Source organism: Acetobacter okinawensis JCM 25146 (assembly GCF_000613865.1).
GTDB lineage: Bacteria > Pseudomonadota > Alphaproteobacteria > Acetobacterales > Acetobacteraceae > Acetobacter > Acetobacter okinawensis.
In genome coordinates this window covers 52,065-77,598 of sequence record NZ_BAJU01000003.1, presented here as the reverse complement: position 1 = coordinate 77,598, position 25,534 = coordinate 52,065, and the positions used below count along the sequence as shown (strand labels likewise).

Below are 25,534 nucleotides of genomic sequence, written 5' to 3'. Positions count from 1 at the left end.
AGGGGACTTCCGTTCCCTGCTGTTAAACAATTTCAAGATCAGAAAATGATTTGCGAAATCAATAATGACCGCGCAAAGTAAAGCTGAACGTGCGGGGCTCTCCATAAATCATACCATCATAAAAGCCTTCCTGTCTTACATAGGTGCGATCCGTCAGGTTTGTTATATTTCCTGCAATGTCCAACCAATTCGCAACACGGTAACGCGCCATAATGTTGACCAACGTATACCCTTTGACACGAAGATTGGAGGCATCGTACTTACCGTTTCCGAGAGGACGTCCCGGATTGGTCGACCATTCCGTGCTAGACTGGCTGGATATACCCCCACCAATGGTAAGATGATGCAGCTTACCGGGGAAAGTATAGCTCGTTGTCAGGCGTACAAGATGGTGTGGGTCCTGACGATAACTCAGACCTTTTTCGTAAAGATAGCTGTAACCGAAAAAGACATTCCAACCAGGTAGCAGCTCGCCAGAAGCGTCAAAGTCAATACCTTCTGTTTTTACGCCATCAATTGAATCGTAAATAGCCTCACCTGTGCTTGCATTTGTCGCCCCCGTTGCCTGAGCCACATTGCTCTGCCGATTAAGATAGAAAGCCAAAGAGGTATTTAACCGCTTCTTGAAAAATTCCCCCTTCAATCCTGTTTCATAACTTTTGCCCATAACAGGATTCAAAGGTTTGTTATCAACATCCCGCAGGTTGGACTGGGGCGTATAAATATTTGTATAACTTCCATAAATCGACATGGTCTTGGTAAAGTCATAGACCATACCTGCATACGGCGTCAGAACTGCATTTTGCTGCCCCGTGCTGGAAGAACCTGAATATTGATTCGCTTTGTTATAGGTGCCCGTATAAGCCTGATAACTGCTCATACGCCCGCCCAGAATTAAGGACAGACCTTTTGCCAATACAAAGCGACCAGATGCATAAGCACCATAATTGCGTGTAACGTCTACTTCACGCGCGTGGGTCCTATACGTAGTAAAATTGGGATAAGATCCATCCCACGTCTGCCAATTAGCAATTGGCAACCCTGTAGCACGGTACTGACACCCAGAATACGGGCTAACCCCTGCGATAGAACAGTTCCCCAAGGCCTTACTAAAGGTGTATTGAGTCAACTCATCATTATAACCGTTAAACCCAAATACCAACTGGTGCTCGTGACCTAGAAAATGAACAGGCCCAGAAACATGGACGTCAGCATTGTCACGCGCATCTTCATATTCGGCATGCAAGGCATTCAGATATGCACCTGTTCCATCCTGATTCCAGAAACCACCATACTACCGCGTGAAGCATTGTTGACTTTTGCAACACCAAGATTGTTGTAGGAACTCCCCTGAGTGCGCATATAACCAACTTTCAGATGCCATCCGGCAGAAAAATCATGGTCATAGTTGATAAATGCCGTGTACTGGTCGCGGACCGCCTTGCTCCAGTCGGCTGCGGGGTTAGTACTGCGTGGCAGGTTTGTTGCCGTTCCATCCGCATACCAGATCGGCACGTTTGACCCCCAGGATGCACCATCATTCTGGGTTCTTTCATATTGAAAACCAAAATTAAGGGTGTCACGAGGAGAGATATCTGCTGTAAAATTTGCCAACGCACCAATGCGATTAACATGCTCGCGTACCCGAAAAGTATCCGTATCATCCCACGAGAAGACATAACGGCTACGAATGGTGCCCGAACGATTAAGTGGCGCATTCAGGTCGGCCATCACGCGGTGCTCATTCCAGTTCCCCAACCTTAAAAGGCCATTGGCTGCAAACTCACGTTGTGGCGCTTTGCGCTGCATATAAATGGTAGCGGACGGATCACCCGTCCCGCCAAGCAGACCATTGGCCCCACGAACAATCTGCACGTTGTCGTACAGATCCATGTTCATGGATGACCCAACACCCCCAAAGCTGGTTGAGGCATCAATCTGCATTCCATCTATTTTGTAGTTGGTAATGTCAAACCCACGTGCGCGATATGTTGTTCGGCCAGCATTATCATTCGCATACGACGTTACACCTGGCGTTGTGTTCAGAATATCATCAAGAGTATTGATCTGCTGATCATCCATAACCTGCCGGGTTATGACTGTCACAGTTTGCGGGGTCTCCCGCAGGCTTAACGGCAAACCAGTTGAGGCACTGGTTTCTGCCGCCGTATAGCTCCCACGGTCCCATCTGCGGGCTTTGACCAGAATGTGTTCATCTGTCCTGGACGCAACGTTGACGATGGTCTTCTGGTTCTTATTCGTCTTGACCGCTACTTCCTTGCGATCATCCGCTTTTTTTTCCACCACTTCGTCAGAGGCAGTCTTGTTGTTCTTATTATATACAGTATCCGCTGCCTCGGCAGCAAAAACTCCCCCCAGAGAGAGGAACGTCGAGGCTAACAGGGCAGTTACGCGTAGAGGTGTTACAGGACGGAGTGTCACATCAAGATCCTACCATAGAGGTTAATGCGAGTCATTCTCATGAGCATCGCACCTAGCAGATTCCCCACCCTCTCCAAAGAGACAATAAATTACATTTTATTCATTTATATCGGATTATGACAGTACTGATGATCGCTTCGCACTGAAAATATGTAACTTAATCAATCACATGAATTTTATTCAACAAACGTGCGAAAAACAGAATCAGGCCTAATGAGCTCACATTATTTAGGGTTTTGGTAACTAATTTTCGCTGCAGGATAATGGATGCATGTGATGTGCAGATGCGTGTTCGCCACGTTTTTTGTGACAGACCATCGGACAAAGCCTTGTCTCCTCCCACATATCCTTCCGCCTGTTAGTCTGCGGATCACCAGTCAGGTTTTTAGACAGTCGCTCAAATTACCTGATTGATCTTCAGGTCTATCATTGCTGCCGGTATTGATGCAGCAACAGCCAGTGCGGAGCGTCATATGTTGCGTTTTCGCAACGGTATGCAGAATAGCCACGGCAGGTATGTTTTTTTCTATCATTTCTTATCCAGAATGTAATACGGCTGTTGAAGCAATAATGCTTTACAAGTGGGACATGAAACATGCGATTAGCGCGCCGCTTTTCTCTGCTTGCCACCACACTCTGCACCGTTCTGCCCTCTCTTTCTGTGGCAGAAACTACGGGAATCGCCACGACACACCGGAAAATTTCGCACGAACGTTCCGGCAAAGTAACAAAAGTATCGGCGGTTCCCGTTACTACGACCGCGCCAACATCGGCGAGCCGTAAAAAGGATAACACAAAGGCTTTGTACGCAGGGGATGTTGAAACTGTTAATGTTTCAACAGGTACCCACTCCACCAACCGCAAAGCAAGGCAAAGCTCGTCCCCTGTTACCGTTTTAACGGCAGCAACACTACGCCGTTCTGGGCAGGTTAATCTGGCAGATTCGCTGGTGCGGACATACGCCTCGATCAACGTGCAGGCCATGGCGGCAGACAGCGCCGCGCTGACATCTTCCATTCAGATGCGTGGTCTCAACCCGAACGAAGTTCTGGTTCTTGTTGATGGCAAACGCCGTCATTCCACAGCAAATATTGTAGCAGACGCAGGTCCCCAGTTTGGCTCGACCGGCGTTGACCTGAACATGATCCCAGCAAATGCTATTGACCATATTGAAGTGCTGGAAGACGGTGCTGCTGCCATGTACGGGTCAGACGCCATTGCAGGTGTTGTGAACATTATTACCAAAAAAGACGACCACGGCCTGCATATGTCAGCCCAAACCGGGGCCAATGCCTATAACGGTGACGGCTGGCAATACCAGTTGAATGCAGATGGCGGGCTGAAGCTGGGTCAGGATGGTTATATCCATCTATCTGGCCAGATCACGCACACAGATCATTACGTTGTCAAAACATCAGATCATCGTCTGATAGGCTCCTGGCCCAATGGCGCAACCACAACCGGGTATTATAACGGTGTCGTGGCTAACGCCATGAACTTACCACTTGATTCCAACAAGATCATGAGCACGCCAGAAGAAACGCGTGAAAATCTTGCCATCGATTTTGGCAAAAAGATCAACGACGATATACAGTTTTACGGCCTGATCACTTATGCACATCGTTATGGTGAAGCATACGAAAACTACCGTATTCCCACCATTGCGCCGACCTATTACCCATCCGGTTTTTCCCCGCTCGAAACCATTCGGGAAAACGATTACGCGGCAACCATTGGCCTTAAAGGTGATAATTTCTTCGGTTTCGACTGGGATCTAAGCACCACTTACGGTGCTGACGAAACCAAGATTGGCAATAAAAATACTGCCAACACAGGTATGCTGTCCTCTGACTGCTCTCTGGATAGCACCTCAGCCAACTACTCATCACTTGGCTGCGGCTGGACCCCGACAAACGTCCGCGCAGAAACATACAGACTTGCACAGTGGACCAATAACCTCGACTTCCGCCGACACTTCAACATTGCTCAAAAAGTTCCAATGCTGCTGGCTTTTGGCGCTGAGCACCGGCTGGAAACCTATGATCTGACGGCAGGCGACCCGGCGTCCTATATTCTGGGTGGCACACAGGGGTATGCAGGTATTGGCCCGCAAAGTGCAGGAAGCTGGAGCCGTGACATCTGGGCCGGTTATGTGGATGGTGACTTCCATCCGTTCAAAAACTGGGACCTGGACTTTGCCGGACGTTTTGAACATTACACAGACGTTGGCAACGCGGAAAACGGTAAGGTTTCCACCCGCTATGACGTAACACGGCGCATTGCCTTCCGTGGCACCATCAGCACGGGTTTCCGCGCTCCTACACTGGCGGAACAGCACTACTCTGCCATGAACGTGGACCCCAATGGCGCTTCCGGCCTGTTGCCAGTTGATTCGGACGCTGCCCGCACACTGGGAGCCAGCAAGCTCAAACCCGAACGTTCAGTCAGTGCCAGCGGTGGCATTGTTATTGAACCAGTTCGTGGGTTCCATGTTGAAGCAGATGTTTATCAGATTAACCTGCGCGACCGTATTGTCGGTGGCGGCACGGTCAATGGTGCCAGCGCTATTTCTGCCATTGAACAACTTGGTTATCTCCTGCCTTCCAATGGCCTGATTGCTGACAACGTGTCTGCATACTTCATGACCAACGGAGCCAGCACACGCACTCAGGGGCTGGATATCAAAGCTGATTACACCTTCCGTTTCCGCACGGCTGGCACGCTCGCACTTACTCTGGCGCTTGATCTCAACCGTACCCGTCTGCATCACAACGCACTGGATACAAATGGCAATCCTTTGCTGAATGCACAGAATATTTCTTACATCACAACGGCTTACCCACGCAGCAAGATTATCCTGAACGCATTCTACCGTTACAAAAACTGGGACTTTAACGTGCGTGAAACCCGGTATGGAGAAACCACCTCCATGCTGACCTATTACGACTGGCAGAACCAGAACACCCCCTGCTCGGGTGGTGGAAAACTGGCTTACTCCAATGTGTGCTTCAACCAGTTCAAGAACACACCGCGTTGGATGACAGATATTGAAATAGGCTACCGCTTTAACAAGAACTGGCACATGGCTGTGGGTGTTAACAACATTTCCGATGTCAAACCCCGTATGGTTGCGCAGATCAACAACTCCCGCGGCGCACAGCCTTACGACCAGTTCTCTCTGCAGGTGCCAATCACAGGTGCCTACTATTATGGTCGTCTGAACGCAGATTTCTAAAACAGATCATGCCTGACGCATATTTTTACACGTCAGGCATGTTTTGCCGGTTCGGTTTTTATTGGAACCGTGAGTAAGAGAAAAAAGCAGGGATACTCAATGGCAAGTCCATCAAACACCCATTCACAAACACGGCGGCAACTTCTGAGCCGTATTGGTACATTGGCAGGAAGCGTTGCACTTTACCAAGCCATGACCAGTATGGGCCATGCCATGGGAACGGATTTTTCCGGCCCTCCCAAACTGTCTGGAGCCAAAAAAGGAACCTCGGTTCTGGTGCTCGGAGCAGGACTTGCGGGGATGCTCAGTGCTTATGAACTGCGCAAAGCAGGCTATGATGTTAAAATTATTGAATTCCAGACACGTAGCGGTGGTCGCAACATTAGCCTGCGTGGAGGCGACACGGTAACGGAGCTGGGCGGTGCAACGCAAAAAGTTGGCTTTGCTCCCGGGAACTACATAAACCCCGGCCCGTGGCGTATTCCTTACCACCATCAAGGGCTTTTGTACTACTGCCGCGAGTTTGGTGTGCAACTGGAACCCTTTATTGAGCTGAACCATAATAGCTGGCTCCATTCGACCGGTTCTTTTGGTGGCAAAGCAGTCCGTTACCGGGAACTGGCATCTGATTTTACAGGCTTTACCGCAGAGCTTCTGGCTAAAGCTGTGGACCAGCACAAGCTCGATGATCTGGTGAGTGCTGATGAGGTGGCACACCTGAAAGACGCCATGCAGGGATGGGGGGCCCTTACGCCGGAACTGACCTATACCAAAGGTAATCTCAGCTCGCTACGACGCGGGTTTGAAAAGCCACAGGGCGGCGGGCTTAATGGTGCCCCAATACCTTCGGACCTGATGAATAGAAGTGAAATCTGGAAGTCAGGCATGTGGAACTGGATGGCGTTCCATGAACGGCTGGATATGCAGACAACAATGTTCCAGCCTGTGGGGGGGATGGACAATATTGGCAAGGCTTTTACCAGACAGGTTAAAGACCTCCTGCAACTCAACTGCAAGGTCACGGCCATCCACCAGGATGACCATGGTGTTAGTGTGACCTATAACGACATGCAGCATGGTGGTGTGGTGCGTCAGGCAAAGGCTGATTATTGTGTTTGCACAATCCCTCTCTCCATTCTGTCACAGCTGGATGTGCAGGTGAGTGATGGAATGAAGGCCGCCATCGGTGCTGTACCCTATGCATCTTCTGTTAAACTTGGTCTGGAATTCAAGCGCCGCTTTTGGGAGGAAGATGACCAGATTTACGGCGGCATCAGCTTTACGGATCAGCCCATCAGCCAGATTTCCTACCCAAGCCACGGCATTTTTTCCAAAGGACCAGCCGTGCTGCTGGGGGGCTATATGTTTGGCCCTGCCGCATATGACTTTGCAGGAATGACTCCACAGGAGCGACTGGAACAAGGCATAAAGCAGGGAATGGCTTTTCACCCCCAGTACCGCAAGGAATTTCTGAATGGTGTAAGTTTTGCATGGAGCCGGGTGCCTGGACCTTGGGCTGCTGTTCCATGTGGAGCGAGGAGGCACGCAAAACGCACTATAAAACGCTGTGCTCCATTGACCAGAGGCTGGTTCTGGCAGGCGAGCATGCGTCTTACGTCGGCTGCTGGCAGGAAGGAGCCATTCTCTCCGCGCTGGATGCGGTTACACGTTTGCACAAACGAGCCCTGGGAGCAGCCTGATGCGTAAATTTCTCCTTTTCTCGGCGCTAATGGCTGTTGTTGTGCCTGCCGGTTTTGCCCGGGCTGATAGCGCAAGTGCAATTTCTGGCAAAATAGAAGCCTTACCCTCGGGCGAGGCAATCTACCGCCACATCTGCCAGAGCTGCCATATGCCAGATGGGCAGGGCGCCGTAGGCGCTGGAGCACAAATTCCAGCTCTGGCACATAACCCACACTTGCAGGCTGCTAGTTACCCTGCAACCGTCATTCTTAACGGCTATGGAGCCATGCCGTGGTTCTCCGGCCTGTTGAATGACAAACAGGTTGCGGATGTGGTGAACTATATTCGTACGCATTTTGGTAATCATTATACAGATAAACTCAACCCGTCAGAAGTCGCTCTGATGCGTCCCCATCTGACAGCCGAGGAGCAATAAGACTATGCACATATTCAAACTCGCAGGAGTTTCTTCCCTTTTTGCAACAACAGTTTTGGCAGCCTCCGTGTCTTCAGCACCGGCATATGCCCAAAGTGATATTATCCGACATAACGAGCCAACGTTTCCCATTGCTTCAGCAATTGAAGTGCCTGCCGGTTCTTCCACCGTTTATCTGAGCGGTATGGGGGCCCCCGTTACCAACACAAAAGCACCACAGAAAAGTCTGGAAGCTTATGGTGACATGGCAGCACAGACGGAAGGAGCCCTCAAACGGATAGAGGACACGCTTGCAGGCATGGGGCTAACCATGGGAGACGTGGTGCAGATGCATGTTTTTATGGTGGCAGATGCAAAAACCAAAAAGCTTGATTTTGAAGGCATGATGAAAGGCTACACCAAGTTTTTTGGCACCAAGTCACAACCCAATCTGCCGGTTCGCTCTGCTTTTGGTGTAGCGCAGCTCGCCAACCCGGGGTGGCTGGTGGAGATTGAGGTCGTAGCCGTCCGACCGTCTCACCACTAATTATCCGGTGCATGCTCACAGGCCAGAAAGCTTTGTGAGCATGCCCGACATCTTTACCTCTGTTGCGCTTCATTATAATAACATGAGAATGAGTCGCATAATTCCCTTCAAAGCGTGGTCTCCTGCTTATTCGCGTGTGTTACGTCTTGTCATATGTATGAGTCTGGCATGGGGGAGTGGTGCGGCCATTGTGCAGGCTGTTGCCCTACACTTCTCCTCCATAGGTGAAAATGCCTATGTGGCTGGCCAGATTATGGCCTGCCTACTTATTCCCATATTCATGATCATCGGTTTTGGATGGCACCGTTATGGTCTGCTGGCGCTAGGCATAATAGGCACACTGGCAATGCTTGCCTGCCAGCTAGGCTGATGCGTGACACACTGCGCCAGCGCTTGGGATGGTTACATACCTGGATTGGATTTGTAACCGGGCTGCTTCTCTGCGTTATTTTTGCTGGTGGCACGCTGGCTGTTTTTAACACAGAAATAACCCGCTGGATGCAGCCAGAAAACTCAAGGCTGCCGTCTGGCCTCGCTCCCTCCCCCAAAGCACTTGAAGCCGCACGTCAAAATCTGGAAACGCTGCGCGCTCAAGGCAAGCAACCTTTTCTCTCCCTCCCTTCAGTGCGTGATCCCGTGCTGAGAGTGTTGCAGTATGATGGGCATGAATTTGTCGGCCCAGCGCTGGACCCGATAGATGGGCAACGCATCAACGTCAGACAGACCGTTGGGGGGCAACTTTTCTATAACCTGCATTTCACGCTCTGGTTGGGCCGCGACTGGGGGCGCCGCGTTGTCGATATGCTGGGTCTGGCCATGCTGGTTGGTATACTCTCCGGCATTATCATCCATCTACGTTTACTGTTGCCAGATCTTGTGCTGTTCCGCCCATTTGCAGCGCGCGCACGGGCCTGGCTGGATGGGCACATCCTTGCCGGTGTGTTTTTTCTGCCGTTTATTGTGGGCATAACGTATACTGGCGTTATTATTCATGCAGCGGCAGTCCTGCCTGACGGTGCGGCCATTCACCGGCAAGCAGGCCCAATGCCAACCGCGCTTAAAACACCGCAGGCATTACCATCCCTTACCCCCATGCTGACACGGGCAGAGGCGGAGTTTGGAGCCGGACAGATCGGTTTTTTCCTGTTTAACCCACATCACATCAGTGCCGTGCGTGCTGATGGAGCTAGCTTTCTGATGACCCGGGATGAAGCAGAGTTCCGTTACGAGGATGGGGCTTTCCTCCGCCATGTAAAACACATTGGCGCTACAACGGTCTTATCGCAGGGCTTCCGAGGGTTTCATTTTGCCCGTTGGACACCATTACCGCTCCGATGGCTTTATTTTCTGTCCGGACTTGGGGGAACACTGCTTATTGCAAGCGGTCTTGTGCTTTTTCTTATGCGGTATCGCCGCCGCTATGGGAATACAATCAGCTTTTGTCTGGCTGAATCTCTCGTAATTGCAGTCTTGGTCGGCTTTGTGGTTGCAGCACTCGGTTTGTTCTGGACCAATCGTCTGCTAAGTGCGACGCTCGCCTCCCGCGTGATGTGGGAACGCAATATCTTTATGGCTATCTGGCTCTTCAGCCTGCTACATGCGTGGGGGCTGGTTCTTGCCAAGCGGGCCATGTCGGCTTGGCGGCAGCAATTGCTGGCAGTCACCATCCTAGGCATGGGCTTGCCTATTCTGGATATTCTGACCCGTTCGAGCTGGACAGTTCTATTGGGCAGAAACATTTTTTGCGCAATCGATTGCTGTGCGCTGGTGGTTGGGATGAGTGCCAAAGCAATCCATCAACGCCTGAACGCCCCTCACCAGACATGAAGGAGTTCATACCTACCATTGTTCTGGATGGCGCACCATTATGGGCTTTTATAACGTGGGTCATTGTTTTGAGCGCCCATGCAATCCAGCAGCCTAAAATCTGCCGTCTGCTGGGTTATAATGGGCCAGTCCCAAGCGGTTTGGGCAAACTGGTGTTGCTGGCAGCCCCACTGATGTCTCTTGCCCTGTGCATGACCGCCGGCCCAACGGCTGGCATATTCTACTGGTGCGGCACATTTTCCCTCGCAGGAGTCGTCACGGCTCTGGGTCTGGCGTGCCTTCAGTCACACCGGTGACGCCCAGAGCCACCCATCAGCTACGGTTTAAGACCATTCCTGCCGATCAGAGATCGGCGCTGATGGAAAATTTGAAGGTCTCCGGGTCACCCATAATAAGGTTGCTCTGGTAAACAGAGGCCCAGTAACGCTGGTTGCCAATATTCGTGACCTCAAACCGGGCCGTAAGGGGCTTTTTATCAACCAGAAATGTGTAGCGCGCACCAAGGTCAAAACGTGACCATGCAGGCAGGTGTGCCGTGTTGGCATTATTAAACTGCTGTTTGCCTGTGCTGATAACCCGCCCGACAAGTGTCATACCTTTGATAAAGGGCACATCATATTCAAGGTTGCCGTTTATGGTGTAGTTAGGAATGCCAATAACCGTATTGCCGTTATACAGGTTGTTTGACGTGCGGACCTGTTTGGCGTCAATCAGAGTCAACCCGCCATTAAAGCGCAGGCCGTGCACGATCTCACCATTGAAGGTCAGTTCCATACCCTGATTACGCTGCCTGCCATCCTGAGTGTAGATGGATTGGCTGGCGGAAACACTCTGTGTCATGCCATAAGGCATGGACGTCTGAAAGAAAGCGACACCGGCTGCAAAAACGCCCGACGTCATACTTCGCGCCGACTTCATACTGGGTGCTCTGATAAGGCGCAAAAACCTGACCGGCATTAACATAGGTTGACCCCACGGTCGTCCCTGCCGACAGCCCCTGAATACGGTTGAAATAAAGCGCAGTATGCTTGGTAGGATGAATAACAAGCCCAATGACGGGTGAAAAAGCCGCAGAACTATAATGCGACAGCGGACTACCCGTACCATAATCGAAGGAATTGGACAGAATATCCTGATACCGGAAACCTCCCGTTAAAGCGATGCGATCGTGCCAGACGGTCATGGTATCTGACAGGAAAAGGCTGTAGAGTTTATTCCATGATACGCGGCCGGGGTCATTCATGTTGCCTCGGGCGTAGCTCTCAGACGGCGTAAATTGTGTCGGGTTATAGATATTACCTGCTTGTGATGTCAGGCTCATAGCATAAGCGGAATCCGATGCCTCCCATGTAGCAGCCCCACCGGCATTCAGTTCATGTTTGATCGGGCCGGTCGTGACATGCCCGCGTAACCCTGCCTGCGTAGCTTCATTCATCACATTATAGGCGGTCGCCATAGCACCTACAGTGCCATCACCGGTAATGGAATTGGTGAGTGTGGTGGTCGCGTAATTGCCCATTTCGTTACCACTTTGCGCACCAAATTTTCCGTAAGCGGTTATATGCGATCCAAAATCATGCTCTACATTCAGTGTACCAAACACATAGCTAAGATCCGTATAAGCCCAGCGCTGTCCCCAGTTGGCGGAAGGAGCCGTTGTTCTAGGTGTTGGCATGGTTGTTGCCAGACTGGAGACAATAATTGCGCTGCGACCACCAAAAACCTGTTGTTTCTGGTAATTCATGTTCATGTTGATGCGCGTATCATCATTGTGCCAGTCAAAAGCAACGCCGAGTGCGACGTCATCACGCCGTTCGTCCCTGATCGGGGTATCCCCGTCCATACCAGCGGCATTAAAACGCAAACCAAAAGCATGGTCCTGACCAAAACGGCGGCTGATATCAAAGGCCCCTCCCCCCTGACCACTGCTAGTATAATCCCCGGTAAGACGCGTAATATCCGTAGTGCCAGCAATTTTAGGCACAAGGTTGACGTTACCACCAATGGCGGAGCCACCCGGTGCTGCACCATTAAGAAAGGCGCTGGCACCATTGAGCACCTGCACTGAATCATATAACTGGGGAGAAACCAGCTGGCGTGGGGTTACACCGTACAGGCCATCAATAGCCACATCATCCCCATACAACGTAAAACCACGGATTTGGAAAAGCTGTGCGTAATTCCCATAACCCGTAGTTGTCCGCACGGTCGGATCATTCAGCAAGACATCTCCGAGCGTCTGTGACTGCTGGTTCAAAATCAGGCTGGAATTGTAACTGCGAATATTAAAAGGCACATCCAAACCTTTTTTCTTTCCCAGTGCGCCAAGATCACCACCACTGGAAACATACATACGGTTCTGGCGAGCAGCCCTCACAACGATATTTTCGTTCTCTTGGCTTTGCTGACCCAGATTTTTGTTGTCACGTGTCTGTTTATCAGACTTTTTAGCCTGACTGCCCGAAGACTTAGCCACAGATCCCCCTGCCCGTTGCGCATTACGGGGAGACGGGTCTGCATTACCCGCAACAGCTATGGAAACCGCAGAGACCTCGAGGCCCATTAGCAGACCAGAAACTGAGAGTGTGTTCAGGCAGAATGCACGAAAACTCATTTTTAGGACTCACATGGTGATATTGGCTCTGGCGCTTATGTCGTAAATGCAAGTTATTTGCAATAGCAACTCTCGCGGGATGCACTGCACAATAGCGGCGCCCATTTCCCGCGTGCCTGCCACACCTTTCATATCTGGCGTACGCGGTCTCGAAGGGTTTGCACGCCTTAGGCTCAGGACTCATTTTTTGAGGTAAAAAATGACTCTTGCTGCGATATGAATTGCGGACATGAATGTATGAGCGCACCGGCCATATCGGGTCGCAACACGCCGCCCGTTCTTCTTTGGCAGAATACAAACGGTAATGCTCCGATCCGCGAGAGACTGTCTGATTTTATTGCTGTCGTATCCCCGATCAGCGATGACTTCCTCTGTCTCATCCGGCAGGTCCGCCAGCAGCACATCAGCGCCTTTGAAATCACTGATCTCTCAAGCAGTCAGATGAAGGCGGACAGGGCGTCCCTGTCCATCACATACGGCATGGAACTTTGAGTTCAAGCCGTCTTTTTGTCCGTCCGATATGGCGGAGAAAAGCCCCTTTTTAAGCAGGGAGGCCGCTGCCCGGTGTGTTTTGAGATGTGTTGCATCGATCATCAGGCGCATTGAAGGGCCAGCCTGTTCTGTCAGGACAACAAATATCCTGTCAAAGACACCCTAGTGGCCCCACCGGATGAAGCGATTATACAAATTCTTGTGCGGAGCATACGCTTTCGGGGCATCCTTCCACTGAAAGCCGTTGCGGATCACATAAACGATCCCGCTCAGAACGCACCGGTCATCCATGCATGGTACTCCGTGCGCAAGAGGGAAAATGACTCAATCCGCTCTATCTGCCTCTCAGACAGCAAACACACGTCACTCACCGCACCACCTCAAATAGGTAAGACTGTGAAACACGGAACACCGTTCAATTCAATGAATTAACAGGTCGTGAGGCTAGCATAGTACAGATGCCTGCATCAGAAGGCGTGGAGTAGCACATCTGACGGCCTCATAAAGCCCCGGTTCTGCCCCTGAGACCAGAATAGAGCATCCACATCGACGCAGTTTAGGTCATTAAAAACTCAAAAAACAGAGACCACGCCGGTATTCCCTTCAAAGAAAAACCAACGTGATCCGTGGAGAATTACCCTGAATTTTAAAAAACAAACATTATCCAGAAAACACCCATCAAGATGAAGTAATTAATAAATATTGCCACAAACAAAGACGCTCTGAAATCAACATTACTTATAATATTGTAACTCATCTCCGATATCATTACCTTTCACTCCTATAAAAATTCCCGCCATCAAATCTTCAAATTATAAATTTCTTTTGCAGCCCGTTCTGAAATGCGACCTTCACGCAAATCTTTACGCACCAATTCCCGCGATCGTGAATGAGGCTCACCATAACCACCACCACCCGATGTAATGACCGTAACACTTTCACCCGGTCGCAAGATGCCATTCCGTTGCACTAACGGCGTCGCTCCAGCACTCAATTCTACACGGGACAACCCACCAGGCTGTGCCCCCAGCACTCCCCATGCCGGAACACGATTCAGTGGTCCACCGACATTGAGAGACACAGCGTTGCCAATGGGAGTAATACGACGGCGAATAGCCATTCCTCCTCGGAATGCTCCTGCCCCACCTGAGTCTGTCACCAATTCATAACATTCAACACGCAAAGGGTGCTCTGTTTCCAATGCTTCAACAGGGATGTTGGCAGAATTTGTGCCGTGCACATGCACGCCATCCACACCATCACGCGTGGCCCGCGCCCCCATGCCACCTCCCATGCTTTCATTATACACATTGAAGCGCCCGGTACGCGGATGTAAGCCACTTGTTGTCATGACTGTAATCCCGGTTGATGCCGCAATCCCCCGTTCTGGGACAGCATCAAGCAATGCCGCCAACATCATATCAATCAAACGCTGTGCAACGTCATGGCGGCTATAAACGGCAGCAGGTGAGCGCGCATTGACAATAGACTGCTCAGGCGCACTAATTGAAACAGGACGATGGAACCCAGCATTTGCTGGCGTATCAAGGTCTATCAAGGTTTTGATTACATAGTAAACTGATGCCTGAAGCATGGTAAACACCATGTTCAAACCTGATCTTGTCTGAGGCGGGCAGCCTCAAAATCAAAATGAATTTCACTTCCTTTGACTTCAATACTGACCACCAAAGACAGAATTTCTGGCCAGAGACTAGTATCAAAATCGTGTTTGAAGTAATACGTCCCATCTTTTAAGGCGTTGATACCGGCACGGGTCTTGCGCTCTGAGTAATCAAGAAGCAGTTTAGTCGCTCCTGCGAGAAGGGTAACGCCGTAACGCTCACACAGGGCCTGAAAACGCTGCACCCCCATACGATTGGCTGCCATCTGAGCTCGGAAATCATTTTTTCGCTCATGTGGGACCTGACAATTCAGCAAAACCAGATCGAAAACATCTTGCTGCAGCTTGCCCGCGCGGTAGAGCCTTACGGGTGGAATTCTTAATCCTTCCTGATAAATATGCGCATGTCCACGATCAACAAAGTCAGAATGATGAGCCAGATTTGCAGCCCACGCGACAATGCTCTCTTCGTAAAAAACAGGTTCTAAAAAAACAATATCGTTAAGATGGGTTCCTCCACCCGTGTATGCATCATTACCGATAAAAACATCACCCGGTTTAACACTATCCAGATCAACACGCGCGAGCGTTTCGACCGCAATGCCCAGCAACGATCCAAGATGGAACGGAATATGCTGTGCTTGCGCAATAAGTTGGCCTGTTGTGTCAAACAAAGCCGCAGAGCAGTCGCCACGTTCTTTTATGTTGGCAGAGTATGCTGAGCGCCGTAGCACCCGTCCCATCTGATCGACAATTGTGGACAGTGCATTCCCAATGACTTCAACAGTAATCGGGTCAATGACCGGAGATGTTTTTTCAGTATCATGAAACTTCCGTTCATTACACACTCTCCTCAATGAGTAGATTGAGATAACCATCCACGCGGGCTATCTGCCCCGGCAGCAGAAACGTTGTCGAGTCCATCTGTTCAATAATCGCTGGACCAGCAATGCAATGACCGTAAAGGAGCTTGTCCCGTTCATAAATGGTGCATGGCGTAAAACTACCTGTTTCTGGCAGCCATACTGCCCGTTCACCTATAATGGCATCTTCAACAGGGCTATCGGTTTCCGTCATGTCTGGCACTAATGCAGCGCGCGGCACAGCCCCTATGGCCTCAAGTCTGACAGCCACTACACGGATCGGTTCCTCTGGGGAGACAAATCCATACATCTGCTGGTGAACCACTTCAAAGCGCCTACGCACTTCGCCAACAAAAGCTTCGTCCACCACACCGGCAGGTGCCTCTACCGTCAGTTCGAATGCCTGCCCCAGATAACGCACATCCAGACTTCTACTAACGGCCCGGTCCGACAGTGCAGTGCCTTCACGCTCGAACCAATCTGTAGCCTGTTGATCCAAGCTGGAAATATCCCTTATCAGGTCAGGAATACCTGCTGGAGATAATTCTATCATCCGACCCGTGGTAAAATGTGCCTTCAGATCTGTCATCAACAGACCCATGGAGCACAGGATTCCTGGGTTACGCGGAATAAGCACACGTGGCACTTCAAGCTCCCGTGCGAGGCGAGAAGCATGGACCGGACCTGCGCCACCAAATGCCATAAGCACATAATCTCGCGGGTCATATCCACGCTCAACCGAAATAACACGAATGGCTTTAGCCATGTTTGCCGTGGCGACCGAAATAATACCTTGGGCTGTTTCCATAACGCCCAACCCCAGAGTTGCAGCCAACCCCGCTATTGCCTCTCGGGCTTTGACTTGGTCAATCGCCAGACGCCCGCCCAGCAGATGTATGGGATTTTGCACCTGCAAAACCACATTGGCATCGGTTACTGTTGGTTGCACATTACCCTGTCCATAGCAGACCGGACCGGGAACCGCGCCAGCGCTATGCGGCCCAACTTTGAGATGCCCGCCTGAATCCACATACGCAATAGATCCGCCCCCTGCCCCAACAGCATGAATATCAAGCATGGGAATTTTAAGTGGGTGGCCATGTGCGACAATATCCGTTGCAAGTTGTGGTTCCCCATTATCAATAAGAGCCACGTCACTTGAAGTGCCTCCCATGTCAAAAGTAATCATATTGGGAAAGCCCGCTGCCAGACCAATCTGCAAGGCACCAACAACGCCTGCAGCTGGCCCCGACAATACGGTGCGCACAGGAAAAGCTGCTGCATCCTGTAACGAAATGACACCACCATTACTCTGGGTCAGATGCACAGGTGCATTAACACCAATATTCTGCAAACGCGGCCACAACTTGTTCAGATAGCTTTGCATGATCGGCCCAAGAGCCGCGTTAACCACAGTTGTGGAGAAACGCTCATACTCACGATAGACCGGCACAACCTCACTTGAAGATGACACAAAAATTCCAGGAATTTCTTCTTCAAGAATACTTTTCACTGCCTCTTCATGCTCAGGGTAAAGGTGAGAAAAAAGAAAACAGACCGCAACGGCTTCTACTTTCTGCTCACGTAGAATACGGGCCACCCTGCGCACATCTTCTATATTCAAGGGAATATGCACAGAACCGTCAAAATTTACACGCTCCTGCACTTCATGCCGAAGATCCCGTAGCGCCAGAACTGGTGTTTTTTCCTGTTGCAGATCATACAGGTCAGCCCGTGTTTGCCTGCGTATTTCCAGGACATCCCTAAAACCTGCGGTTGTAACCATACCCGTTCGGGCATGATTGCCCGTGATCAGAGCATTGGTCGCAACGGTTGTGCCATGTCCCAGATAATCTACGTCAGTAGCGGCATAGCCAAAGGTTTCCAGCCCGCCCTGCACACCTGAGATAATGGCTTCTGACGGATTATCAGTGACACTACTCACTTTCCAGACAGAAATTTTTCCGGTCTGTGGATTATAGATTGATATATCCGTAAAGGTACCACCGGTATCGACACCTACACGAATACCATTTTCTCTACCCTGATTAGCCGCCATCATGCGGTCTCCCTTACCCTGACCGGTTGTAATTTTCAGGCACGATCCTGCATTGAGCGTGCATGGCCAAGTGTGTGCATTAAACGATTAGCCATGGAAAAAATGGCAACTATCTTAACAACATCAACGATTTCCGAACATGAGAAGCCCCGATTCTTCAGAGTTTCACTTGCTCTTCCATCAGTTTTTACTGGGCTGACTGCAAGGTGATAACAAAAATCGATGAGTGCTTTTATGCGCACATCAAATGCTCCACCAACACCATGAACATACAATTCCTGCACAATATCATCCCGATCAGTCAGGCTGATATATTTGCGCGCATGTACAGAAGCACAATATACACATCCATTGATAAGAGATGTAACCAGCGCCACCAACTCACGATCATGCTGGGCCAGACCATCTTTGGCGTACATGATGTGATTATAAAGCTGTGTGCGCGCAATATAGGATTGCGGGTCATGCGCCAATGTTCTGACATAAGGCGATACTTTTATTCCCGAAGGAGTAACCTGCATAGCAGCCAATTGCGCGTCCGTTGCCTCGGCGACATCTACAGGAGGCAGATATGGTTCCCAACGCAAGGGTTTGACAGAAAACCTAGCCATGCATTGCATCCAACCCCATCCTGAGCCGACACTCAAAATTGACAAAAGCAAACAACTCGGAAAGCGCCACGACCTGCGGTGTATTCAAGCCTGCCAGCACCAGTTCATCAATATCTTCACGGGAGACAGATTTCAGGTGATTTGTAACTTTATTGGCATATGCGATGATTGCCTCTTCCAAATTCTTTTGGAGCTCTTTTGAAATAAACACCGCATCTTCGTTTGTCGCGCAGACCCGCCGATACGCAGCGGCGAGATCTTCGTCGCCGAGCCAACCAGCAATGCGCGCAGCCAACCTCCAGCGCATTGCTGATGGCAACCCCAAATCGTCTTCCGGATTAAGGACGGCATCCCGAAAAGCTGAAACGTCAGACACCAACTCAGGAGAAAGAGCCGTCAACTGCTTCAGGATTCCTGTATCGCCATTTGTGATCAATTGAGTTTCCCACCTCACTCCGGGTCATATACAGCAACATTCTAATATCTTATTTCATTTTATGCAACATAAAATACAGTGAATTACGTATATTAGAAATTATGCATAACCATATCGTTTGAAAATTACACCTCAATCCGAATTGCGCGTTATTTCCGCCTCACAGCACTCTTGATGAAACTCACAAAACTACCAAGATTGGGAGATTCTTATATATTTTTCGGTATCTCGAAGCACATTGATATTGAAAACAAAGACACCACTTCACTCTTAAAATATCTTGTTTTTCAGATATTTAACTAAATTTTTAACCCTGCAGAATTAAACTATTTTTTTGGAGTGATTTAAATTTATTGACATTTCTGCATGTGATTTGCATGAATAGCAACAACAATGCGTATTGTCGCATATTATGAATTTTTGTGCATCTTCGATGCCGCTACCGAGCATGTCCTGCCAGCGATGGAGTTGAATCCTTTGATGCGTCACCTTAACCACAATGGCTATGGCGCATTTATTCCAGCCGCATGCAACGCCATGCAGGCAACGAACGCGCACTGCCCCCATGCGTTGATACCCTGCTCACTTCTATGTTGCGGACCCGCATTGGCACACGCTGCCTTTTAACGTGGCGCAACACCTCTGCCGCAATACTTGAACTCTACCTCATTCAGCAAAAGCAGCCACTTCCTGGCATTATGGAAAGCAAAAGGTTCTGGCCTTATGAGATACGCTTATAATACACGAAAAAACCCAGATATTGCTCCACAGATACAAATATGGAGGCACTGGTCTGTCTATCTGCTTGCCAGTGCGAGTTTGTGCGTGCTGCCAATAGAGGCCAAAAGCCAGACGCTCCACGCACATAGCAAAAAAGCGTCTGCCAGCCCTCACATTAAAGCTGCCGATAAAGAAGAGGTTTCCGTAGTTGCTGCAAAAAGCTTTGCTTTCCAAAAAGCACAGCATGACCCAGATGCCGCCACACATCTCGACAGCGCAGAGCTAATAAAAAAGGGCGTGACATCTATTAATGACCTGACCAAGCTTGCACCTAATCTGGTCATCCAGTCCACGAATGGTGGGCAGGCGGTCAATTTCTATCTTCGTGGGATCGGCATGAAGGATTTTACTCAAAATAATATCCCCTCGGTCATGACCTATGTAGATGGCATTGCTTATCCTTTTTCCTTTGCAACCGCAGGGGCATTTTTTGATTTGCAATCGGTAGATGTTACCCCAGGTCCTGTAGGTTTTACCCATGGCCAGACGGATACCGGCGGGGAAGTATCCCTCCATACTGCCGATCCAACTGACAAACTCTCTTATGGTATAACCGAAGATATTGCGAGCTACTCACGCAACCGCCTGTATGGCTTTGTATCCAGCCCGATTACAGACAAACTTTCGTTCCGTCTTGCCGCGCAATCTTTGCAAGGAGGAGGATGGCAGTACAATCCTCAAACTGGCAAAAATCTGGGTGATGCTGACCTAACGGCGATCCGAGGCAAACTGCGCTGGCGCCCGGATACTGATACAACTGTCACCTTGGGTGGATACGTCACGGTTGATCATTCCGAGCTGCTCAATGAACAGCCACAAACCAATCTGATCCCCTCCCTGAATCTCAACACCTCACTTGGTCGCCGCGAGGCGTTGTGGAGTTGCAGCTCTGCCTTTGCGCAACTCAGTTCACTCAAGCATTGCCGTGCTCCAAGTGAACATAATACAGTGTGGGGCCTGAATGGTACGGTATCCCATTCTTTCGGGTCATTCGGCCTGGAAAGCATTACAGCTTATGATCAGGCGAATGTAGGCGAGTATTCTGATCAGGATGCATCTAATTTTGCGTCGGATGATTCTTTCCGCCGCTTTTCACAGCAAACATTTTCTCAGGAAGTCGCTCTTTTCTCTCAAAACTCTAATAGGTTTCAGTGGAAAGCTGGAGCTTATTATACTTATACAAACCTCGACACTCATTTTTTTCTACAATTTTAGCGACACGCCATCAGGCTATATGTCTGAGACCAATTATGTACAAAAACAGAACACATTAAATGAGTTTATTAACCTATCCTATCGTTTGAGCAGAACAGTAACGCTTCATGCTTCTGGAAACGAAGAGAATAACTGGCAGAACCTGAATGGGTTAAGAACAACACAGTATCTGGCAAACAACCCCAATGCCATAAAAAGCCTGTATCAATTTAACGACACAAGAACCTCCAGTCATCTGTTTAACTGGTCTGGCGGTGTGGACTGGCAGGCGTTATCTCACCTGATGCTTTACGCCAAGGTCAGTAGCGGTTCGCGTCCTGGGGGCTTTACTGCGAACAACACCACTGAGCAGGCTCAGCTCACACCTTACAAACCTGAGCACCTCATTACTTATGAGGCAGGCTTTAAAAGCGACCTTATCCCAGGAAAACTGCGCCTTAATGTTTCTGTTTTCCATAATGAATACAAAAATCAGGTTTATCTGGGGCGCTATGTAACCAGCGCGCGTAGCCTTGGTTACTATGTAAATATTCCCAAATCCGAGAATACAGGTGTCGAAGGCAGTATTCAGTTACAACCCATTAAACACCTCACGTTACGGCAAACCATTGGTTACCAGAGGGGACATTACCAGAACTTCAACACGATTGATCAGACGTCTGTTGCTGCGTTCTACAAAGTTCATGGCTATTACACACCCATTTATAAAAATTTCAATGGTGTGGATAATGGTATGCCAAAACTGACTTTTAATGGATCAGCGGAATATGTGTTCCAGCCATCGCGTCGTTATGACCTGGAATTGGGGCTGGACTGGTCCTATGTCGGACAGCAGGCATTAGCTCCAGCTGGTGAGGGCGTTTACAAAATTCCCTCTTACTTCCTGCTCAACGGCCATATTACTTTCCGCCCGAACAAAGGTCGCTGGAGTGTAACGGCATATGCCACCAATCTGCTCGGCAACCGCTATTATACCAGCGGCAATGTTGCATCGCCCGACGTAAACTGGCTGCCCGGCGCACCGCGTTTCATTGGCGGGCGCGTCAGCTACACATATTGATACGCCCTGAACATCACTCATAACCACCAGTCTGGACCAGAAGCATGTCGCAGTATTCCAAAACAGTTCACGATGACCTATGGCGTGCAACAACATTTCAGATGGATGTTAACGGAGCACTGTTAACACTATCCTCCATTGGTCCGGAATCTGGCATTCCTATTATTCTGCTGCATGGTGGACGTGGTTTTGGCACCCACGATGCCGTGTTCGCAACCTATGCCAACTTAGCCGGATCCTACCGTGTCATAGGCTTTGATATGCGCGGGCACGGACGGTCAGAAACGCAATCCCCTTTTACCTTCGCCCAAATGGTCGATGATATAGAGTGCATTCGGCGGAAACTCTGCAATAATAGAAAGATTATTCTGCTTGGTGGTTCTTTTGGAGGCATGATCGCACTCAGCTACGCCATTACCCATCCTAATGCGCTTGAGGCTCTTATTTTACGCGGCACAGCTCCAAGTTGGCATCATGAACAGGGAGCGTTAGAAAACTTTAAAAGTCGTGCGCAGTATGCCCCAATGGCAACGGAAAAAATGCTTGAAAAGGTCTTTACGCCTACCATCGTGAATGATGAAGAATTCCGGCTTATCATGTTTGCCATTGCTCCCCTCTACGAAGAAAATCCTGACGCCCTTGACCGGGACAGGCTTGCCTTACAGGTTTCCACCACACGATATAATGCGCACGTTCATAACGATCTGTTTGCCGATCATTCTTACGATGTCACACATGACCTTAAATCTATCCCATGCCCAACATTGGTCATGTGTGGCGCGAATGACTGGATCTGCCCGAAAGATCAGTCTGAGAGGATCGCCAGAGATATTCCACATGCTGAGTTGAAAATCATACCCAATACGAACCACGCCATACCATCGGATACGGCTTACCAACTGGTTTCTGATTTTCTGAGCAAGCACGTCTGACCACTTTTAAGCAAAGCCACCGCACAACCCATGAAAGTGTGTTAATTCAAGTGCCCTCATGATCATTAAAATCGACTGCATCTTCATCGTAAACATGAAAAGCCGGGAGCATGGCGGCCGATTCCTGTTTCAGGATATCGCACAATTCAAGCACACTATGCGACACAGTGCCTTCAGACGTGATAACAGCAAAAAGGTAGGAGATGCTCACATTAATGGGTTTGACGACAATATCCGGATGATTGAACGTCGTGGCAGTTACGGGGTCCAATATGGCTACACCCAACCCCTGCCCAACCAGATTAAACATGACCATGGCCATGTTAGAATCCATGACCCCCGATGGCACAACAGAAGCATCCGACAAGGCACGCTCAATGCGACTACGTATCCGAAAGGGGTCGCCCATGGTCAAAAACCGGCGCCCCGACAAATCCTTGACGTCAATTTCATTGCATCTGGCCAAAGGGTCATGGACGGATACCGCCGCGAGGCAATCCGCCTGCCCGACCCAGGCAAGTTTTACGCCGGAATTGTTAAACGGAAAACTGACCACGCCAAGCTCAGCTTCCTTCCGGGCGACCATGTGAATCACCTCTTGTGCCGACGCAGATTGAATGTGCAACCGGTTAGGCAACAGCGCTGCTGGCAGACGACCAATAGCGCGCGGCAGAAGTCCACCCACAAGGGCTGGAGTGCCAGCTATAAGCAAAGAGCTTTCTGCATTATGCGCAATGGAGCGCGTATTTTCTTGCAGTCTATGAATACTGCCAAGCAATTTCTGCGCTTCGCGGTAGAAGCGTACTCCTTGGTCCGTAGCCGCAATACGCGGTCCATTACGATGAAACAGCGTAAACCCGAGAGCCTCCTCAAGGTCCTGAATCAGCCGTGTTACCATGGAAGGGGAGCGCCCCAACAGCTTTGCCCCCCCCGACATACTGCCAGAAGTCATAACGGCACAATAAGCTTCAATCTGCTTCAGATCAGGAAGTTCGGATATCATGGACAAATTATACTCTCGAAATATCGGGGGCGTAAATGGCATGTCTGCATCCTTGAGGAAATGCACGCAGCATGCGCCACAATGATTGCAAAATAAACAATTATAGTAATTTACAGTGCATATTATGCATTATAACATATGCAGCAACGATCTAACACACACATGTAGCCTACCTGACTAATGACTATCGCTCACTCCGTTTTGCTAATGACCCGAAGGATCAGACATGTCAGCTTTCAAACCCACTGAGCAAATGAGCGCACTCCAGCAGCTTGAACTACGCATTCAGCAGGACCTGACATGGCTCAACCAACCTACATCCACATGGATCCCCGCACGCAAGGTAGACGGCAATCCGGTCATAGACGTCGTCATCATTGGGGGGGGTATGGCCGGGATAACCGTATCCGGCTATCTCAAACGATATGGCATTACCAACACGTTATTCTTGATCAGTCTCCCGCAGGGCATGAAGGGCCTTGGACAACCTATGCCCGCATGGAAACACTCCGCTCACCCAAATCTCTCTCTGGTCCATGCATGGGTATTCCCAGCCTTACATTCCGCGCATGGTATGAAGCCAGCTTTGGTGTTCAAGCATGGGAAGAATTGGATAAAATTCCAACACTCATGTGGCAGGATTACCTAATCTGGCTTCGTCGCGTATTAAACTCACCAGTCCGCAACGGAGTGCATCTGCGCGACATTGCTTTTCATAAAGACGGGCTTCTTACACTCACGGTGCAAACAGGGAGCGTATCTGAGACCATTCTCTGCCGCAGGCTGGTGCTTGCTACAGGCCGGGACGGTTTGGGAGGTGGATATACACCCTCTGTTATCAAAGAGATCCCTCGCAAATTCTGGATGCATTCTTCTGAAAAACTTGATTTTTCTACACTGCGTAACCGGCACGTAACCGTTATTGGTGCAGGTGCTTCAGCCATGGACAACGCTGCCACGGCACTAGAGGCTGGCGCGGCGCGGGTCGATGTGCTGATACGCCGCAAAGATTTGCCACGTGTCAATAAGTTTACTGGAATCGGTAGCATGGGCGTAGTGCATGGTTTTCATGCGCTACCGGACCACTGGAAATGGCGTTTCCTTGATTGCGTTCTCTCCCACCAGACCCCTCCTCCACGCTCCAGTGTTTTAAGGGTCAGTGCACATAAAAACGCATTTTTCCATTTGGACTGCGAACTCCTGTCCTGCTCTGCCCACTCGGATCATGTATCCATCACAACCTCTCAAGGTGTGCTGGATACTGATTTTATCATTTCTGCTACGGGATTTAATGTCGACCTCTCTTTACGCCCGGAGCTATCAAGCCTTGCACCGCATATTCGTTTCTGGAAAGATCGCTTCAAGCCGACAGCTGAAGATATGCCTTCTGGATTTGAAAATCAGGAACTTTTAAATTCACCAGATTTGGGGGACGGTTTTGAATTCCAGGAAAAAAAACCAGGATCATGCCCTCTGCTGCATTTTGTACACTGCTTCTGCTTTCCGGCCACCTTGTCGCACGGCAAGGTTAGCGGTGACATTCCTGCAATCAGCGAAGGGGCAGAGCGCCTGACACGCCATATTACACAGTCGTTTTTTGTTGAAGACTGCGCCATTCATTACCAAGATCTGGAATCTTACAATGATCCGGAACTATCAGGTGATGAATGGATGAATACACCTCTCCCCGCGCGCTGACAGT

Annotated in this window: 18 protein-coding genes and 3 pseudogenes; 11 read left to right on the top strand and 10 right to left on the bottom strand. The window is 49.8% G+C overall.

Annotation, left to right across the window (positions count from 1 at the left end; translation table 11 throughout):
* Positions 1-58: 58 nt before the first annotated feature.
* Both JCM25146_RS20575 and JCM25146_RS20570 read right to left on the bottom strand, forming a co-directional pair.
* Positions 59-1,246: a TonB-dependent siderophore receptor gene (locus JCM25146_RS20575; RefSeq protein ID WP_159101951.1), complete on the bottom strand. Its 1,188-nt coding sequence runs from the start codon at positions 1,244-1,246 to the stop codon at positions 59-61.
* 5 nt (positions 1,247-1,251) lie between these two features.
* Positions 1,252-2,442: a TonB-dependent siderophore receptor gene (locus JCM25146_RS20570; RefSeq protein ID WP_148298953.1), complete on the bottom strand. Its 1,191-nt coding sequence runs from the start codon at positions 2,440-2,442 to the stop codon at positions 1,252-1,254.
* 595 nt (positions 2,443-3,037) lie between these two features.
* Here JCM25146_RS20570 and JCM25146_RS02780 point away from each other — a divergent pair.
* The 7 genes and pseudogenes from JCM25146_RS02780 (at position 3,038) to JCM25146_RS02750 (ending at position 10,442) form a co-directional block, all read left to right on the top strand.
* On the top strand, positions 3,038-5,677 hold the full coding sequence (locus tag JCM25146_RS02780) for a TonB-dependent receptor plug domain-containing protein (RefSeq protein ID WP_025825728.1): 2,640 nt from the start codon (positions 3,038-3,040) through the stop codon (positions 5,675-5,677).
* Positions 5,678-5,776: 99 nt separating this feature from the next.
* Positions 5,777-7,377 (top strand): annotated as a pseudogene (locus JCM25146_RS16725) (FAD-dependent oxidoreductase).
* A complete protein-coding gene (locus JCM25146_RS02770; protein ID WP_025825725.1) occupies positions 7,377-7,793 on the top strand; it encodes a c-type cytochrome in 417 nt (138 codons plus the stop codon). Before JCM25146_RS16725 ends, JCM25146_RS02770 begins: the two are co-directional and overlap by 1 nt.
* A gap of 4 nt (positions 7,794-7,797) precedes the next feature.
* Positions 7,798-8,319: a RidA family protein gene (locus JCM25146_RS02765; RefSeq protein WP_035371861.1), complete on the top strand. Its 522-nt coding sequence runs from the start codon at positions 7,798-7,800 to the stop codon at positions 8,317-8,319.
* 157 nt (positions 8,320-8,476) lie between these two features.
* The gene (locus JCM25146_RS22370; RefSeq protein ID WP_159101950.1) at positions 8,477-8,689 is read left to right on the top strand and encodes a hypothetical protein; all 213 of its coding nucleotides are present in this window, start codon (positions 8,477-8,479) and stop codon (positions 8,687-8,689) included.
* A complete protein-coding gene (locus JCM25146_RS02755; RefSeq protein WP_025825720.1) occupies positions 8,689-10,146 on the top strand; it encodes a PepSY-associated TM helix domain-containing protein in 1,458 nt (485 codons plus the stop codon). Before JCM25146_RS22370 ends, JCM25146_RS02755 begins: the two co-directional genes overlap by 1 nt.
* Complete coding sequence (locus tag JCM25146_RS02750) at positions 10,143-10,442, top strand: hypothetical protein (protein WP_025825718.1); 300 nt, start codon at positions 10,143-10,145, stop codon at positions 10,440-10,442. The genes JCM25146_RS02755 and JCM25146_RS02750 overlap by 4 nt, the downstream gene beginning before the upstream one ends.
* 46 nt (positions 10,443-10,488) lie before the next feature.
* Here JCM25146_RS02750 and JCM25146_RS16720 read toward each other — a convergent pair.
* From JCM25146_RS16720 to JCM25146_RS02710, 7 genes and pseudogenes are all read right to left on the bottom strand, one after another.
* Positions 10,489-12,760 (bottom strand): annotated as a pseudogene (locus JCM25146_RS16720) (TonB-dependent receptor).
* A 180-nt stretch (positions 12,761-12,940) separates the two neighbouring features.
* On the bottom strand, positions 12,941-13,162 hold the full coding sequence (locus JCM25146_RS25115; protein WP_408734902.1) for a hypothetical protein: 222 nt from the start codon (positions 13,160-13,162) through the stop codon (positions 12,941-12,943).
* 252 nt (positions 13,163-13,414) lie between these two features.
* On the bottom strand, positions 13,415-13,543 hold the full coding sequence (locus JCM25146_RS25110) for a transposase (protein WP_408734901.1): 129 nt from the start codon (positions 13,541-13,543) through the stop codon (positions 13,415-13,417).
* Positions 13,544-14,051: 508 nt separating this feature from the next.
* Positions 14,052-15,616, bottom strand: a pseudogene (locus JCM25146_RS24725) (hydantoinase B/oxoprolinase family protein).
* A gap of 97 nt (positions 15,617-15,713) precedes the next feature.
* A complete protein-coding gene (locus JCM25146_RS02720) occupies positions 15,714-17,798 on the bottom strand; it encodes a hydantoinase/oxoprolinase family protein (protein ID WP_025825716.1) in 2,085 nt (694 codons plus the stop codon).
* 32 nt (positions 17,799-17,830) lie between these two features.
* Positions 17,831-18,406, bottom strand: a complete 576-nt coding sequence (locus tag JCM25146_RS02715; RefSeq protein WP_051543946.1) for a peroxidase-related enzyme — start codon at positions 18,404-18,406, stop codon at positions 17,831-17,833.
* Positions 18,399-18,806, bottom strand: a complete 408-nt coding sequence (locus JCM25146_RS02710; protein WP_148298952.1) for a hypothetical protein — start codon at positions 18,804-18,806, stop codon at positions 18,399-18,401. Before JCM25146_RS02710 ends, JCM25146_RS02715 begins: the two co-directional genes overlap by 8 nt.
* Positions 18,807-19,565: 759 nt before the next feature.
* Here JCM25146_RS02710 and JCM25146_RS20565 point away from each other — a divergent pair.
* The 3 genes from JCM25146_RS20565 to JCM25146_RS02695 are packed head-to-tail and all read left to right on the top strand — an operon-like array spanning position 19,566 to position 22,829.
* Complete coding sequence (locus tag JCM25146_RS20565) at positions 19,566-20,837, top strand: TonB-dependent receptor plug domain-containing protein (protein ID WP_051543943.1); 1,272 nt, start codon at positions 19,566-19,568, stop codon at positions 20,835-20,837.
* Positions 20,838-20,856: 19 nt separating this feature from the next.
* Positions 20,857-21,897, top strand: coding sequence for a TonB-dependent receptor domain-containing protein (locus JCM25146_RS20560; RefSeq protein WP_051543941.1), 1,041 nt, complete (start codon positions 20,857-20,859; stop codon positions 21,895-21,897).
* 44 nt (positions 21,898-21,941) lie between these two features.
* Positions 21,942-22,829, top strand: a complete 888-nt coding sequence (locus JCM25146_RS02695; protein ID WP_025825709.1) for an alpha/beta fold hydrolase — start codon at positions 21,942-21,944, stop codon at positions 22,827-22,829.
* A gap of 46 nt (positions 22,830-22,875) precedes the next feature.
* Here the strand turns inward: JCM25146_RS02695 and JCM25146_RS02690 are convergent, their stop codons facing one another.
* Complete coding sequence (locus JCM25146_RS02690; protein ID WP_159101949.1) at positions 22,876-23,832, bottom strand: LysR family transcriptional regulator; 957 nt, start codon at positions 23,830-23,832, stop codon at positions 22,876-22,878.
* 540 nt (positions 23,833-24,372) lie between these two features.
* Between JCM25146_RS02690 and JCM25146_RS16705 the strand changes: the two genes are divergently transcribed.
* Positions 24,373-25,530 (top strand): SidA/IucD/PvdA family monooxygenase, encoded by a 1,158-nt coding sequence (locus JCM25146_RS16705; protein ID WP_242400871.1) that lies wholly within the window; start codon positions 24,373-24,375, stop codon positions 25,528-25,530.
* The last annotated feature ends 4 nt before the right edge of the window (positions 25,531-25,534 follow it).

Coding starts and splice junctions, on each gene's coding strand:
- JCM25146_RS22370 (WP_159101950.1), top strand. CDS start 8,477: ATGAGTCTGGCATGGGGGAGTGGTGCGGCCATTGTGCAGGCTGTTGCC.
- JCM25146_RS02690 (WP_159101949.1), bottom strand. CDS start 23,832: ATGATATCCGAACTTCCTGATCTGAAGCAGATTGAAGCTTATTGTGCC.
- JCM25146_RS02780 (WP_025825728.1), top strand. CDS start 3,038: ATGCGATTAGCGCGCCGCTTTTCTCTGCTTGCCACCACACTCTGCACC.
- JCM25146_RS20565 (WP_051543943.1), top strand. CDS start 19,566: ATGAGATACGCTTATAATACACGAAAAAACCCAGATATTGCTCCACAG.
- JCM25146_RS02765 (WP_035371861.1), top strand. CDS start 7,798: ATGCACATATTCAAACTCGCAGGAGTTTCTTCCCTTTTTGCAACAACA.
- JCM25146_RS20560 (WP_051543941.1), top strand. CDS start 20,857: ATGTCTGAGACCAATTATGTACAAAAACAGAACACATTAAATGAGTTT.
- JCM25146_RS02715 (WP_051543946.1), bottom strand. CDS start 18,406: ATGGCTAGGTTTTCTGTCAAACCCTTGCGTTGGGAACCATATCTGCCT.
- JCM25146_RS02750 (WP_025825718.1), top strand. CDS start 10,143: ATGAAGGAGTTCATACCTACCATTGTTCTGGATGGCGCACCATTATGG.
- JCM25146_RS02720 (WP_025825716.1), bottom strand. CDS start 17,798: ATGATGGCGGCTAATCAGGGTAGAGAAAATGGTATTCGTGTAGGTGTC.
- JCM25146_RS02770 (WP_025825725.1), top strand. CDS start 7,377: ATGCGTAAATTTCTCCTTTTCTCGGCGCTAATGGCTGTTGTTGTGCCT.
- JCM25146_RS16705 (WP_242400871.1), top strand. CDS start 24,373: ATGGGTATTCCCAGCCTTACATTCCGCGCATGGTATGAAGCCAGCTTT.
- JCM25146_RS02755 (WP_025825720.1), top strand. CDS start 8,689: ATGCGTGACACACTGCGCCAGCGCTTGGGATGGTTACATACCTGGATT.
- JCM25146_RS25110 (WP_408734901.1), bottom strand. CDS start 13,543: ATGGATGACCGGTGCGTTCTGAGCGGGATCGTTTATGTGATCCGCAAC.
- JCM25146_RS02695 (WP_025825709.1), top strand. CDS start 21,942: ATGTCGCAGTATTCCAAAACAGTTCACGATGACCTATGGCGTGCAACA.